Annotated in this window: 12 protein-coding genes; 8 read left to right on the forward strand and 4 right to left on the reverse strand. The window is 60.4% G+C overall.

Going from position 1 to position 14,483, the window contains the following annotated elements:
• Window positions 1–67: 67 nt before the first annotated feature.
• The gene (locus tag IPP03_07810; GenBank protein ID MBL0352551.1) at window positions 68–346 is read left to right on the forward strand and encodes a hypothetical protein; all 279 of its coding nucleotides are present in this window, start codon (window positions 68–70) and stop codon (window positions 344–346) included.
• Entirely contained in the window at window positions 259–2,043 is a 1,785-nt protein-coding gene (locus IPP03_07815) for a hypothetical protein (GenBank protein ID MBL0352552.1), read from the forward strand. The genes IPP03_07810 and IPP03_07815 overlap by 88 nt, the downstream gene beginning before the upstream one ends.
• Here the strand turns inward: IPP03_07815 and IPP03_07820 are convergent.
• A protein-coding gene (locus IPP03_07820) for an IS3 family transposase (protein ID MBL0352553.1) occupies window positions 2,009–3,186 on the reverse strand; the annotation gives its coding sequence in 2 pieces (ribosomal slippage) (window positions 2,009–2,934 and window positions 2,934–3,186; 1,179 coding nt in all). The two genes, IPP03_07815 and IPP03_07820, sit on opposite strands and share 35 nt — an antisense overlap.
• A gap of 103 nt (window positions 3,187–3,289) precedes the next feature.
• Here IPP03_07820 and IPP03_07825 point away from each other — a divergent pair.
• From IPP03_07825 to modC, 6 genes are all read left to right on the forward strand, one after another.
• Window positions 3,290–4,450, forward strand: coding sequence for an L-lactate dehydrogenase (locus IPP03_07825; GenBank protein MBL0352554.1), 1,161 nt, complete (start codon window positions 3,290–3,292; stop codon window positions 4,448–4,450).
• A 328-nt stretch (window positions 4,451–4,778) separates the two neighbouring features.
• Window positions 4,779–6,452 (forward strand): anion permease, encoded by a 1,674-nt coding sequence (locus IPP03_07830; GenBank protein ID MBL0352555.1) that lies wholly within the window; start codon window positions 4,779–4,781, stop codon window positions 6,450–6,452.
• Window positions 6,453–7,103: 651 nt separating this feature from the next.
• Complete coding sequence (locus IPP03_07835) at window positions 7,104–7,913, forward strand: TOBE domain-containing protein (GenBank protein ID MBL0352556.1); 810 nt, start codon at window positions 7,104–7,106, stop codon at window positions 7,911–7,913.
• Between the two features lie 64 nt (window positions 7,914–7,977).
• On the forward strand, window positions 7,978–8,733 hold the full coding sequence (gene modA / locus IPP03_07840) for a molybdate ABC transporter substrate-binding protein (protein ID MBL0352557.1): 756 nt from the start codon (window positions 7,978–7,980) through the stop codon (window positions 8,731–8,733).
• 23 nt (window positions 8,734–8,756) lie between these two features.
• A complete protein-coding gene (gene modB / locus IPP03_07845; GenBank protein MBL0352558.1) occupies window positions 8,757–9,431 on the forward strand; it encodes a molybdate ABC transporter permease subunit in 675 nt (224 codons plus the stop codon).
• Window positions 9,428–10,534, forward strand: coding sequence for a molybdenum ABC transporter ATP-binding protein (gene modC / locus IPP03_07850; protein ID MBL0352559.1), 1,107 nt, complete (start codon window positions 9,428–9,430; stop codon window positions 10,532–10,534). Before modB ends, modC begins: the two co-directional genes overlap by 4 nt.
• A 236-nt stretch (window positions 10,535–10,770) precedes the next feature.
• Here modC and IPP03_07855 read toward each other — a convergent pair whose 3' ends face one another.
• The 3 genes from IPP03_07855 to IPP03_07865 all read right to left on the reverse strand — a co-directional run bounded on the left by IPP03_07855 (window position 10,771) and on the right by IPP03_07865 (window position 14,446).
• A complete protein-coding gene (locus IPP03_07855) occupies window positions 10,771–11,151 on the reverse strand; it encodes a hypothetical protein (protein MBL0352560.1) in 381 nt (126 codons plus the stop codon).
• Between the two features lie 250 nt (window positions 11,152–11,401).
• Entirely contained in the window at window positions 11,402–12,796 is a 1,395-nt protein-coding gene (locus IPP03_07860) for an IS1380 family transposase (GenBank protein ID MBL0352561.1), read from the reverse strand.
• A gap of 117 nt (window positions 12,797–12,913) precedes the next feature.
• Window positions 12,914–14,446 carry a MarR family transcriptional regulator gene (locus tag IPP03_07865; GenBank protein MBL0352562.1) on the reverse strand — a complete coding sequence of 511 codons (1,533 nt, stop codon included), beginning with the start codon at window positions 14,444–14,446 and terminating at the stop codon, window positions 12,914–12,916.
• Window positions 14,447–14,483 lie beyond the last annotated feature (37 nt).

Consider the following 14,483-nt stretch of genomic DNA (forward strand, 5'->3'; position numbering starts at 1 on the left):
TATTGCTATCGCCACTTTGGCATGTTGATGCCGTTTCTGGGAGGGGCGACCATCCCTTTAGTCCCCTTTGCAACCCGTTGATCGTAAACGACTATTTCAATGTGTTCACAACATTGGCATTCATGCGATTGCCCTGGGCTCACTGGACCGGGCGAGCGAAAAGTTGAACAATGACAACATGTGTGAATTCATCAGGAAGTTCGTGGAAACCTTCGCCGCCTGGGCCGAGCGCATCGTGCCGTCTTCCTGTACGGCTGGATGCGAGCGGCAGGTCGATCGAGATTGCGCGTGCAAAGACTCCGCCGATGCTGTTCCGGTTGGACTGAGCACTGTGAGCAGGCAGTGAGCGATTCCGTAAAAGCCGCATATGCCCCCGGCTGGCCTGGTAGCGAGCCGCGTTGGACTTCGAGCGCCAAAACGGGGGTCGGTACGTCGCTCAGCGCAGCGAGCCGCGTCTGGTTCACGCTCAGCCACGGCATCCTGAACGAGATCTACTATCCGCGCCTCGACTCGCCCTGCACCCGCGACATCGGGCTGATCGTCACCGACGGCCGCGATTTTTTCTCCGAGGAGAAGCGCCACGCGCATTCACAGGTCAGCTACCCTTTCGAAGGCGTGCCGCTTTACCGGCTGATCAACGCCTGTGACGCCGGGCGCTACCGCATCGAAAAGGAAATTCTCGCCGATCCGGCGCGCGATGCGCTGCTGCAGCGCACACGCTTCGTCCCGCTCGCCGGCGAGCTCGACGACTATCGCCTCTACGTTCTTGCTGCACCGCACATGGGCAACCGTGGATGGGGCAACAGCGCTTGGCTCGACGACTACAAAGGCGTGCCGATGTTGTTCGCGCAGCGCGCGAACTTCGCCTTGGCGATCGCGTGCTCCGCGCCGTGGCACAGGCGCTCCGTGGGTTTCGTCGGGCGTAGCGACGGCTGGCAGGATCTCGTGCGCCACCGGCGCATGCGTTGGGAGTATGCCCGCGCCGAGAACGGCAACGTCGCGCTCATCGGCGAAGTCGATCTGCAAGCCTGCTCCGGTAGCTTCGTGCTGACGGTAGGCTTCGGCAACAACCCGGCCGAGGCCGGCCATCGCGCGCTGGCAAGCTTCAACCAAGGCTTCGAGGCGGCGCAGACCGCCTACGTGTGCGAATGGCAAGAATGGCAGCGAGACTGCCTGCACATCGCCGATGAAGATCCGGCAAGCGCATACGACGCCTACCGCACCAGCATGATGGTGCTGCGCACGCACGAGTCGAAGCGCATCCCCGGCGGGCTGATCGCCAGTCTTTCGTTCCCGTGGGGCTTCACCAAGAGCGATGACGACCTGGGTGGCTACCATCTGGCCTGGCCACGCGACCTGGTGGAATCGGCCGGTGCGCTGCTCGCCGCCGGCGCGCATGACAACGTGCGCAGCGTGCTGCGCTACCTGCAGACCACCCAGGAAGCCGACGGGCACTGGCCGCAGAACATGTGGCTCGACGGCACGCCGTACTGGAACGGCATCCAGATGGACGAAGCAGCGTTTCCGATCCTTCTGGTCGATCTGGCGCACCGGGAAGGTGCGCTCTCCGAGCAGGATTTGCATGGCTTGTGGCCGATGGCTCGCCGCGCGGCGAGCTTCCTGGTACGCAATGGACCCGTCACGCAGCAGGATCGTTGGGAGGAGGATGCCGGCTATTCGCCGTTCACGCTGGCGGTTGTCATCGCGGCATTGCTGGTCGCGGCCGAGATGGCCGACGCGTGCAGCGAGCCGGATGTCGCCGCCTATTTGCGCGATACGGCCGATGTCTGGAACGACTACGTCGAGCGCTGGACCTACGTCAGCGGGACGCCGCTCGCGCACCAGACGGGCGTGGAAGGCTACTATGTGCGCATCGCCCCACCCGAAGTCTGCACCGTGGCGTCACCCAACCAGGGCTTCGTGCCCATCAAGAACCGCCCTCCGGGCGAAATGGAGACACCGACAGAACTGAGCTTCCCTCTGTATTTCGTCTGCCAAAGGGTGGATTTCATGCTACCAGTTTTTGCTGATGTTGCTCACTGAGCCAGTTTTCAAGGAACTGAATTGGTGATTGGTAACCGAGCGTCGAGTGCTGTCGTTTCCGGTTGTAAAACACCTCAATGTACTCGAAGCTGGTGGCCTTCATGTCGGCGTGACTGGCGTAGCGAATGCCATGCACCCACTCGTTTTTGAAGCTGTTGAACCAGCTTTCCGTCGGCGCGTTATCCCAGCAGTTTCCTTTGCGACTCATCGAGCAGATCATGCCGTAAGCCCTGAGCTTGTCCTGAAACGCATGGCTGGCGTACTGGCTACCTCGGTCCGAGTGGTGCATCAATCCCGCTGCAGGACGCTTGCGGAACCAGGCCATGGTCAGCGCATCCGTCACGATATCTGCCGTCATGCGCGGCTTCAGCGACCAGCCCACGACTTCGCGGTTGAACAGGTCGAGCACGATGGCCAGATACAGCCAGCCTGCGTCGGTCCACAGGTAGGTAATATCAGACGTCCAGAGCTGATTCGGGGCCGCTGGTGTGAAGTTTCTGTCGAGCAAATTGTCAGCAACTGGCAAGCCGTGCTTCGAGTCTGTGGTGACCTTGTAGCGCCGCTTGTGGCGGGCATGAATGCTGTTTTCACGCATCAGCCGTTCAACCCGCCCCTTGCTGGCTGGGAAGCCCCGGCTCCGCAGTTCTCGGACCATGCGCGGACTGCCGTAGGCACCCCTGATCTCAGCATGAATGGCACGAATGAGTGCCAGCATCTGGAGATCGGTCAGTCGCTTGCGATCCGGCCGACCGCCGCGCCTCCAGGCGCGATAACCGCTGACGCTGACATCGAGCACCTCACACAGATCAACGAGCGGGTAGCGCAAGCCTTGTTCGGCAATCCAGGCGTACTTCACAGGACATCCCTTGCGAAGTACGCCGTCGCTTTTTTTAGGATTTCGTTCTCCCGTTTGAGCCGCAGGTTCTCCGCTCGCAGCCGGGAGATCTCCATTTCCTCGGGCGTCACCTCTCGGTTTCCTACGCCTCTGAGTCTGCCTTCTGCTGACGATTTTACCCAGTTACGCAACGTCTGGTCGCCCAGACCAAGTTCCTTGATCACGCGACTGATGCTCTGACCATCCTTCACCCGCTTGACCGCCAGTTCCTTGAACTCGGTCGTGTAGGCCTGCTTCGGTATCTTCATTTCAGGCCTTCCAAAAGTGACTCAATTTTAGGTCACCCTTGGCAGACTAATTTCCGGGGGAAGCTCATTCTCAATCCTGGCAAGATCCTCTGAGAGAGCCATGATGGGCCGCACCCTGAACATTCTGCCGGCGGCCACGCTTGACTACCGCCGTCTCGCCGAAAAGCGCCTGCCCCGCTTCCTGTTCGATTACATCGATGGCGGCGCCAACGACGAGATCACACTGGCCAATAATGTCGGTGACTTCCGGAAGATCCGCATCAGGCAGCGGGTATTGAAAGACGTCTCGAACATCGACACCTCGACAGTGCTCGCCGGCGAGCCAGCGGCCATGCCGGTTATCCTGGCGCCGGTCGGCATGGCCGGCCTCTACGCCCGGCGCGGCGAGGTGCAGACGGTACGCGCGGCCAACGCGAAAAACGTGCCGTTTACGCTGTCGACCGTGGGCATCTGTCCGCTCGACGAAGTGCGGTCCGCGGCGAGCAAGCCCTTCTGGTTCCAGCTTTACATGATCCGTGACCGGGGCACGGTCCGGAACCTGCTCGAACGGGCAATGGGCGTCGGCTGCACGACGCTGGTCTTCACCGTCGACCTGCCGGTGGCCGGCATGCGCCACCGCGACACCCGCAACGGCATGCTCGACAACTCGCTCCGCGGCAAGCTCGGCAAGGCCTGGCAGCTCGGCACCCGGCCGGGCTGGATCTACGATGTCGGAATACGTGGCAAGCCGCACAGCTTCGGCAACCTCGCCGACCTGGTTCCCGACCCGACCGATCTCAAGGCCTACCGCACCTGGATCGACGCCCAGTTCGACGCCTCGGTGACATGGAAGGACATCGAGTGGCTGCGCGGCATCTGGAAAGGCAAGCTCATTCTCAAGGGCATGCAGGAGCCGGACGATGCGCTGGCGGCGGCCGAGGTGGGCGCCGACGGCCTGGTCGTCTCGAACCACGGGGCGCGCCAGCTCGACAGCATGAATTCCTCGATTTCCAAGCTGCCGGGTGTCGTCGCCGCAGTCGGCGAGCGCATGGAGGTTTATGTCGACGGTGGCGTGCGCAGCGGGCTCGACGTCTTCAAGGCCATCGCCCTCGGCGCCACAGGCGTGATGATCGGCCGCCCCTGGGCGTGGGCGCTGGCCGCCGGGGGCGAGGCAGCCATCGCCGCCCTGCTCACCACCTTCAAGAAGGAACTCGAGGTCGCCATGGCGCTATCGGGCGTTACGACGATCGGGCAGATATGCCCGGTTCTGATCGACTCGATCTGATTTCGTCGCGTCGCGCAACAAGCTCATGAAGGCAGCTCACGGGGAGAGCCACCAGGATCCGCAGTGACATCATCGCCAGCGACGCCAGCCGGGTGATGGCCTAAATCGCCACCAAATTCTGTATGATTCTCAGTCGCGGGCTTGTTGGAGCGTCCCGGAAGGATGCCTCTGCTGAGATCCACGGCGTGGCTTGAAGGGCAAGTACGGGTCATGAAGATCCGTGAACGAACAATAACGTCAGGTTGCCCGAAGTTGAAGAGAAATCAAGTTTGGGAAAAACTGTAGCCATCGAGGGACTGCCTGGAGTCCCGCAGAAAGGAGTCATCACGTGATCTATTTCGCTGCTTTGGTCGTGCTCGCAACCCTCATCGCCATGGCGTCGGGACGGGTTCCTGCTGTCCTCGCGCTGGCTACGGCGATCTGCGTCGCGGGCATCACCGGGTTGGCCCCGGTGCCGGCGCTTTTCGCCGGATTGGGCAACGGCGGGATCATCACCGTCGCGGCGATGCTCGTCATCGCCAAGGGAATCGTCCATACCGGCGCGGTCAGCCGAGTCACCTGGGCGCTGCTGTCGACCGTCACCAGCGCGCAGCACGCCTTGCGTCGCCTCGCGCTGCCCATCGGTGTCGGTTCCGGCCTGATGAACACCACGCCGATCGTCGCCATGCTTGTCCCGGCGGCCAAGGAACTGGAGCAGAACCGCGGCATCAACGCTCGGGAGTTGCTGCTGCCCATCGCCCACATCACGACTCTAACCGGCTCGGTGACTCTGATCGGCACCAGCTCGAACCTGCTCATCGCCGGCATCGCCGCGCCGATGGGAATCGACATATCGATGCTGTCGTTCGCCCCGGTGGCGTTGCCGGTCGCCGTCGTCGGCGCGGCAATCGTGTATCTGATCGCGCCGCTGATGCTGCGCGGTCAGGGGGAGACAGTAACGGCGACCCAGGACTTCCGGGTCGAGATCCCGGTCTCCGGGAAAGCACTGGCGATTGGCCGTGTGGCCGCGGATTTCGGGATCGATCAGACCCAGCAGTACGCCTTGAATACGATCCGTCGTTGGGATGCCGACGTTGATCCGGCCTCTCCCATCGAGGCCGGCGACACCCTGGTCTTCTCGGCGACCGAGAGCGGCGTGACCGCCTTGTGGGGCAGTCCGCTCTTCGGCCTGGCCGAGCAGCGCCTTTACCGGGTTTCCATGGGCTCAAGCGCCAACGGAACCGTGCGTGATTTCGAGACCGACGGAGGTATCCGCGTCATCGCGGCGCGGACTACAAGCCGCCTGCGCGACACTGAGGTGCGCCCGGGCAAAACCGCATTCGTTACCACGCCCAGAAAGTCCCTGCTCGTCGAGCAGCCGGATGTGACGCTGGTCGAGCGCGCCGCCAGCCCGAGCCCACAACCGGGCAAGACCGCAGTCGCTCTCGCCATCCTGGCCGCTGTCATCGTCTCGGCGTCGTTCGGACTGGTTGCGGTGGAGCTGGCTTCATTGACCGGGGCTGTTCTGATGGTCATTACCGGCATTCTCACGCCGAAGTCCGCAGTGCGTGCCCTCGACTGGAACGTACTGTTCATTCTCGTCGGGTCGGTAGCGCTCGGCGCAATCGTCGTCGAGAGCGGGCTCGCCACGGTGCTCTCCGACGCAATCAGACACCTCGCGGGAGGTAGCATGCTGCTCGTCGTCATCGTCTTCGCGGTGACGACGGCGATCGTGACCAACCTCGTAACCAATGCGGCCGCCGCGTCGATCCTTACCCCGGTGGCGATCGGCATAGCCAACGAGATGGGCATCAACCCGGTGACGCTCCTTGCGCTGATCGGAACCTGCATCTCGTTCACCTTCATCAATCCGTTCAGCCACCAGTCGAACCTGATGGTCATGGTGCCCGGAGGCTACACCTCGGCCTCGTTCGCCAAGTTCGGCGTCCCGCTGGTCGCCGGATCGCTGGTAACGGTTGTCATCGTCGCCTACCTGCTGCTGCACCTGCAAATGCGGTTCTAGTCCCGGCTGACTCCGCCGGGCCGCCCCCAGCCGTGATCACCCGGCAGCCCGGCGCCGGTTGGCGGACAAGAGGCCGTTTCGACGTAGCGAATCGGGATCATGTTGGAAACTTCTCGCGGAAAGCAGTCGGCACCGACGTCGGCTTGGGTGCTGCCTAGTCGAAGAACATGATGCCGCCCTTGTCGCGCCCCACTTCGCGGCCGCTGCTCTGCTTCGAGTCATTGTTTTGAGAGCGGTTGCGCAACAAGCCGCTAAGCTGGGAAAACCATAGTCGGTCACGGGGTGCTGCACGTAACGGAAATGGGGTTTCCTAATTTAGGAAACGATGATTTATTCGTCACCCCGGCGAAGGCCGGGGTCCAGGTCGTTAATTTTTCTGGATTCCGGCCTTCGCCGGAATGACAATTCTGGAATAAATCAGCGTCTCCTTAACGCGCAAGAGTCATGCATTCCGTTTTTCTACGCACCGTTATATCATCTCGTATATTACGAAACGGTGCTACCCGAAGCTGTACGCCTGCCTAATGAACAACGCGCATAGATGGGCCATGCCGCGATGTCTGAATCACACTACACCAAAATGCCGGGAGCAAGCCCCAGTGACGTTCATCAGGGACATGCTTCCCGACACTTCAGAATGGATGAGATTCGATGGCGCGCGAACACGAAATAGAACTGAATGGATTGGTCTGGATGTCCGTTGGCGACAAAAGCGTCGGCGGACCGGGACGGATGGAACTGCTGACAAAGATAGCCGAGTGCGGCTCAATTACCCAGGCAGCGAAGTCCATAAAGATGAGCTACAAGGCGGCGTGGGATGCCGTCGACCAGATGAACAACCTTGCCGGCGAACCACTTGTCGAACGGGTAACGGGTGGAAAGGGAGGCGGCTCGACACACCTCACGCCGCGCGGTGAACAACTTATCACCAACTTCAGATTGATTGATGAAGAGCACAAGCGATTCATCAATCAGCTAAGCAAGCAGGCTCACGGACTCAAGAAGGACCTACTTTTTATCAGGAGAATGACCATGAAATCCAGCGCACGCAATCAATTCTTAGGCAAAGTGACCGCCGTCAAAACCGGTGCGGTCAACGATGAAATTGACGTGGAAATAGTAGGCGGGCAGAAGATTGTCGCCATTATTACCTGTGAGAGCACCAAAAATCTGGGCCTGCAAACTGACGCCGAGGTATTTACGCTGATCAAGGCCTCGTCGGTAATCATTATAACCGATGACGAGGGGGCAAGGCTTTCAACCCGGAATCGGCTCTCCGGAAAGGTATCTCACCTTCAGACCGGTGCCGTTAATTCAGAGGTCGTAATCGAGATTCCAGGTGGCGGTGCAATCGTTTCAATCATCACAAATGAAAGCGCCTCCAGGCTCGGCCTGAAGGTCGGCAAGGAAGCGAGTGCGATTTTCAAGGCGTCGAGCGTGATTATCGGCGTACCTGCGTGAATGCCCGCTTTTTCGTACATCTCACCGGTCACCATCGGTTAATTTTCTTCATAAGGCATCTGCAATGAAACTCTCCCGTCTTTTTCTTTCCTTGGTGTTACCCATACTTGGCGCCGCTTCTTCAGCGCAAGCCGATGAGGTGTCGGTCGCGGTTGCCGCCAACTTTGCGGCGCCAATGCAGAAGATTGCAGCAGAGTTTGAGAAAGAGACGGGCCACAAGGTTCTGACCTCGACTGGCGCAACAGGGAAGTTCTACGCGCAAATCAAGAATGGCGCACCGTTCGAGGTGCTGCTGTCGGCTGACGATGAAACGCCGACAAAGCTTGTGAAAGAAGGCGCTGCAATCAGTGGCAGCCAATTCACCTACGCTATCGGCAAGCTTGTGCTGTGGTCAGCGAAACCGGGTTTTGTCGACGGCACCGGTGAGGTTCTAAAAAAGGGGGGATTCAAGCACGTCGCATTGGCGAACCCTAAGCTTGCTCCCTACGGTGCTGCCGCAGTCGACACCATGAAGGCCCTCGGCGTTTACGATGCGTTGCAGCCAAAGTTCGTCCAGGGCGAGAACATCGCCCAGACCCACCAATTCGTGGTTACCGGCAACGCCGAGCTGGGCTTTGTGGCAATGTCCCAAGTCCTGAAGGATGGAAACATTGACGGCTCGGCATGGATTATCCCGGGCAGCTTGTACAACCCGATCCGCCAGGATGCCGTGCTTCTCGCCAAGGGCAAGGACAGGTCGGCAGCAATTGCCCTGCTGAATTATTTGAAGGGTGAAACGGCGCAGACCGTGATCAAGTCCTTCGGCTACGCATTGCCCTGATTTCGTAAAATACCGAAACTCTGATGGGTTCCCCCGACCTCGCTGCCGTCTGGCTGACGCTCAAGCTGGCCAGCGTCGTCACCCTGCTGCTGCTGGCGATTGGCACACCGATCGCCTGGTGGCTGGCGCGCACGCGCTCGCGGCTCAAGGGTGTGGTCGGGGCACTGGTCGCCTTGCCGCTGGTGCTGCCGCCGACCGTCCTCGGCTTCTATCTGCTGATCACGATGGGGCCGCACGGGCCGGTCGGCAAACTGACCGAGGCGCTCGGCATCGGACTGCTGCCGTTCACCTTCCCCGGCCTCGTCATCGCCTCGGTACTCTATTCGATGCCCTTCGTAGTCCAGCCGATTCAGAACGCCTTCAATGCAATCGGCGAACGCCCGCTTGAAGTCGCCGCCACGCTGCACGCCAGTCCGTGGGATGCTTTCTGGTCGGTCGCCGTGCCGCTTGCCCGTCCCGGCTTCATCAGCGGCGCGATACTCGGGTTCGCCCATACCGTCGGCGAATTCGGTGTCGTGCTGATGATCGGCGGCAACATTCCGAACGAGACACGGGTCGTTTCGGTGCAGATTTACGACCACGTCGAGGCGCTCGAATACACGCAGGCACACTGGCTTTCCGGCGGCATGCTGGTGTTCAGCTTCGTTGTTCTTATCGCCCTCTACACCTTCAATTCGGCACGGCGCCAGGCGCTATGACCGATGAAATTCGCGCCAAATTTCGGGTAGACCGCAAGGATTTCAGTCTCGACCTCGACCTGACCCTGCCGGGACGCGGCGTCACCGCACTGTTTGGCCCTTCCGGCTCGGGCAAGACGACCTGCCTGCGCGCCATGGCCGGACTCGAACGGACTGTGGGCGGTCTGTTCAGCCTCGGCGATTCGGTCTGGCAGGATGAAGCCAACAAGATCTTCGTGCCAACACACCGACGCGCCCTTGGCATGGTCTTTCAGGAAGCCAGCTTGTTTACGCATCTTTCGGTGCGCCGTAACATGGAATTCGGGCAAAAACGGACGTCGACCGCGCCCCGAAGGAAGCACTCCTGGGGTGCAACATCCGCCTTTACCCTTTCCGAAGTGAGCGAACTGCTCGGCATCGGCCATCTGCTGGAGCGCATGCCGGCCCAGCTTTCCGGCGGCGAACGCCAGCGCGTGGCGATCGCCCGCGCCCTGCTCGCCGCACCGCAGATCCTGCTGCTCGACGAACCGCTGGCAGCGCTGGATTCGAAGCGCAAGCAGGAAATCCTGCCCTATCTCGAACGCCTGCACCGCGAACTGGCGATCCCGGTCATCTACGTCAGCCATTCGCCCGACGAGGTCGCCCGCCTCGCCGATCATCTGGTGCTGCTTGATCAGGGCAAGGTTATCGTCAGCGGGCCGCTCAATAGTGTGTTGAGCCGCATCGACTTGCCGGGCAGCTTCGCCGACGACGCCGGCATCGTCCTCGAAGCGATCGTTGCCGAACACGAGGCCGACGAATTGACGCGCCTCGAATTTCCCGGCGGCCATTTCTACGTCGCACAGCGCAGCGAGCCAGTCGGCACCGCGCTGCGCTGCCGCATCTTGGCCCGCGACGTCAGCCTGGCGCTGGTGCCGCAAACCCAGGTCAGCATCCTGAACTGCGTCAATGCCATCGTCGTCGACCTCGCCGCCACCTCCACGCTGGGCCAGGTTCTGGTGCGTCTCGACGTCGCCGGCGCACCGCTGCTGGCCCGCATCACCAAGCGTTCGGTCCGCAACCTCGCCATCCGTCCTGGCCTCGCGCTGCGCGCCCAGATCAAGTCGGTGGCCCTGCTCGGGTAGCCATCAGCAACTCCTGCGCACCATTGATACGGTGTCAGCGTGCACCGATACCCTGGACGATTCTCTGGCGGGCCTCTTGCGCCCCCTGATTTATCAGGAACTATCGATTGTCTTCTACGACTTGACGACGATCCGTAACGAAGGCGGCACCGTCCTGCCTGAGGACGTCCGTCCCTGCCTGCCAAAAGTAACGTCAGCCTTACTTCACCCTTGGCAGACGAAATTTCGCGGGAAGCTCAGGCACCGCCATGTTTCTTCAGTGCATCGATCAATTCTTGTGCGTAGTTCGATATTGAAGCGCCTTGCCGCGTCAGGATGTAGCGCTCTCTTAGTGCCCATGCTTCATCGATCTCTTTAAGAACTATCAACATCGTTTTGCGGTGGCGAATGGCCGCTGATTCCGGAACTACTCCTATCCCCACTCCTGCTTCGACCATACGGCACATGGCTTCGAAGCTGCTGACTTGAATTCGAAGTCGCAACCTGCGATTTGCATCGCGAAGCAGTTTGTTCAGAAATGTTTGCAAGGTGCTTCCGTCATGAAGTCCGACAAAGTCGTAATGAATCATTTCGGAGAAAGCAACTTTGGGTAACTCCGCGAGCGGATGATTAGTCACTAACCAGTTCAATCATCACAACCCGGATGTTTCATAAACCCGCCGCGCGATGTCAATGTCGTGCCATTCCAGCCGTGATGCGAGTCAGCTTGCTGCGAATTTTTCTGGCAACCCGCCATGATGGGCCACATAGTCCTACGTTTGGGCGTCACACCCTGCCGCCATCGATCCCTGGACAGGGTGCAGGCGAGACTTCACCTCCGCTCAAGCGGATTCGAGCCGGCAGCATGAGACGGCGTCGCCGAGTCGATCAGGCCGGTGCCGGCGGGCGCGGGACGAGGTAAAGCAACTCGGTCACCCGCGCCAGCACCCCCTTCATCGGACACGAGGTGGGCAAGGACAGCTTGATCCGATCCTTGTACTGCACCACGCGCACCGCCAACTTAAAGAGTTTCAGGATAATCGACAGCGGTTGCGCCTTGGCCAGTTCCGTATGCACCAGCGTGTTCTCGCGCAAGCCGTGAATCAACCCATACGCCGCACACGAATAGATCAGCCGCAGGTGATTGGCGAGGAAGGCATGATCGGAGGTCCGGTCACTGGCCAAGTCGTTCTTCACCGCCTTGATGAAGTTCTCGTCCTGCCCTCGAGCACAGTACAGCTCTTTGTAAAGCACCTCAGGCGTCGGGTCGGACAGTGAGCTCACCAGGTACCGCGGGTTGTCACCCAAGGCCATCACCTCGGCCTTGACCACCACGCGGTAAGCCTTGGGCCACGAGCCCGCCTGATACTCGATATCGTCGTACAGTCGTGTCGCCGCCGGGGCTGGATTCCCCAGGCGCTGGGCGTTGGCGCTGTGTGTCTGGTGCAGCGCACGGGCTTTCTCCAGCAGCGGCTCGGCCTTGGGCGAGAGCACCTGGTTGCCGGCCAGGCCGAAGAGGAAGTCCAGATGCGGATCGGACGCGCACAAGGCCATCAGTTCGGGATTCGAGAAGTGGCCATCCCCGCGCAGAATGATGTGGGTCTCGGGCCAAGCCTGGCGGAGCAAGCGCAGCACGCGCTTGATGATGGCCGCGTTCTCCTTGCCAGTCGGGCGTTTGCCCGGACGCAGGACGGCAGTAATGAACTTCCCGGAAAGTCCTTCGAAGAGAAACAGCGGCAGGTAGCAGTGATTCCCGTAGTGGGGGTTATAGAACGCCAGTTCCTGCTGCCCGTGAGTGGCATCCTCCGAGTGATCCATATCGAGCACGATCACGGCAGGCGCTTGGGCGTAGCTGGCGATGAAGGCGTCGACGAAGCTTTTGGCCAGGCGGTAAATGTCTTTGCGCGATACGCTGTTTTCGAGCCGGGAGAGCGTGGGGCCGGAGGCCAGGTCATTTCCCTCGTCCAGCGGGGCACGACCGACCGCCAGTTTGAACAGCGGATCGCGCCGCAGCGTGTTGGCGTCATTACCGTCGGCGTAACCGCTGGCGGTCTGGAATATCCGCTGGCGGAGCAGGTCGGCCAGGGGATGGTCAATGTACGAGGCGTGGCGTTTGTCGTGAATCGCGCTGACCAGGCGGGGAATCAGGCCGATTTGCAGGTCGATGCCACGCAACAGGAGTGCGCCAAAGTCGGAGGACATCGCCCCGCCGTCAAACTCTGCCCGGATCGTAAATCCGGCGCTGGCGGGAAAGCGAAGCTGGGTTGGGATAGAATTGTCCATGGGCGGTCTCGTTTAGGCTTCTTACGAAGCGTTATTGGCGTAACCCCAATTATATCAATGGGTTAAACGAGATTCGCCTGCTTTTATGAAAAATTCGGGACAAATCATGAGAAGAATTCAGGATGCGCAAGCCATGGTTGGCACTATGTTGAAGCGGGTCAATGAGCAGGCCGCAGCGACGACTGAACGTCCCAATCGAGTGAGGTAGTAGCGATAGGTATGAGTGACTTTCTTGATCAAGCCGAGCGTACGCAGTCGGGCAAGTTGGCGCGACATGGCGGACGGAGTGAGCTTCAGATAGCTGAGAAGATCGGCACGACGCCAACCGTGAATGTTGAACTCGCCGCGTTGCATGGTTTGCAGCAAGGCTTTCTCGGCAGGATCAAAGAAGTTCACCCCTTTGACACCGGGAGCCGCCCCCAACCGTGGCATGCTCAATCGCTCCAAGTCACGCTCGCCGGCACTGGGGTCATCGAGGCTGGAGAGGAACGCCAGGTAACGTTGGTTGCAGCCGAGCAGGATGTCGCGCAGGTCGATCAGGCTATAGATTGTCTTCTTCAGGGGCGCCAATTCTCGGGTGGCGTGCCTGTCCTTGTGTTCCACCTTGCGGTGGTGTTTGAAGAAACTCACGTCATTGACGGTCGTTTCGACCCGCAGTACGCGGGAGAATTTGTCATACACCTTGACGCCAGCGGCGCCCATGGTGTGCTTGATGCAGCGCCCCTCGATACGGGTGGACAACCGGGAACCGATCTCCTGGGCCAGTTGTGGCGTGACCTTCTTGCCCAGAAAGCTGGAGACGCGTTCTGCGTTGGCGGCCAAGACCGCTTGGCGCGAAATGGCGTCATACAGTGGAACCAATATCTGCTCACTGCGAAACATCAGGTCGGTGGAGTATTCGACTTGGCGCAAGCTCCAGTGATACGAGGATCCAAAGACGTCAAGCACTGGGCACAACCACTGCGCATAGCGATCCAGTCGCGGGTGAAGTACGTCGGGACTGAACGCATCCGCCAGCGCCTGCGCCTGCGCGATGTCGGCGACACGCAGGAAGGCGTTGTCCTGCTGGAGGAAGTCGATCCTTTCTCGCGTCAGAGTTCTTGCCAGAGCGCTGTGACCATTACAGTAGAACTGCAACCCGAACGGTGCCCACGTCGGCACACGCAGGTAGCACAACCCCAGTTCCTCGTCGATGAAATAGAAGTAGTAGTGCAGGCACTTGCCTTGATCGGGGCGCAGGTAAGTCTTGCCACTGCCTTTGTCATGCCACGGTTTGTAGCTCGGACAGGCTTCCATGGCCGAGAGCACATGCACCAAACCCGGTGCGTCGCCGCGACCGGCGAGCACTCGCGCGACCAACTCTTCCTTGCGAATATGGCTTTTGCTGACGTGCTCGATTTCAATACCCGCCGCCAGACACACCTCCTGCGCACGCTCACGAATGCGATCTCGCAGCGGCTCGGCAAATCGCGGGTAGTCGAATACCCGAATTCCGTGCGTGTACAAATAACTCGTCATTCCTGCCGCGTAGCACGCACCAGGCAGCGTGCCGGTGATAATGATCCGGTCAAAGCACGAAAGCACGCCATGCATGTTCGTCGCGTATCGTTCCGCCAGAGCCATCGCCAACATGATCGCCTCCTCGGTCATTCGTCAGGCTTCTATCGTAATACCTGTTTGGTTCCGG

It is taken from the genome of Candidatus Dechloromonas phosphoritropha, assembly GCA_016722705.1.
Classification (GTDB): Bacteria; Pseudomonadota; Gammaproteobacteria; order Burkholderiales; family Rhodocyclaceae; genus Azonexus; species Azonexus phosphoritrophus.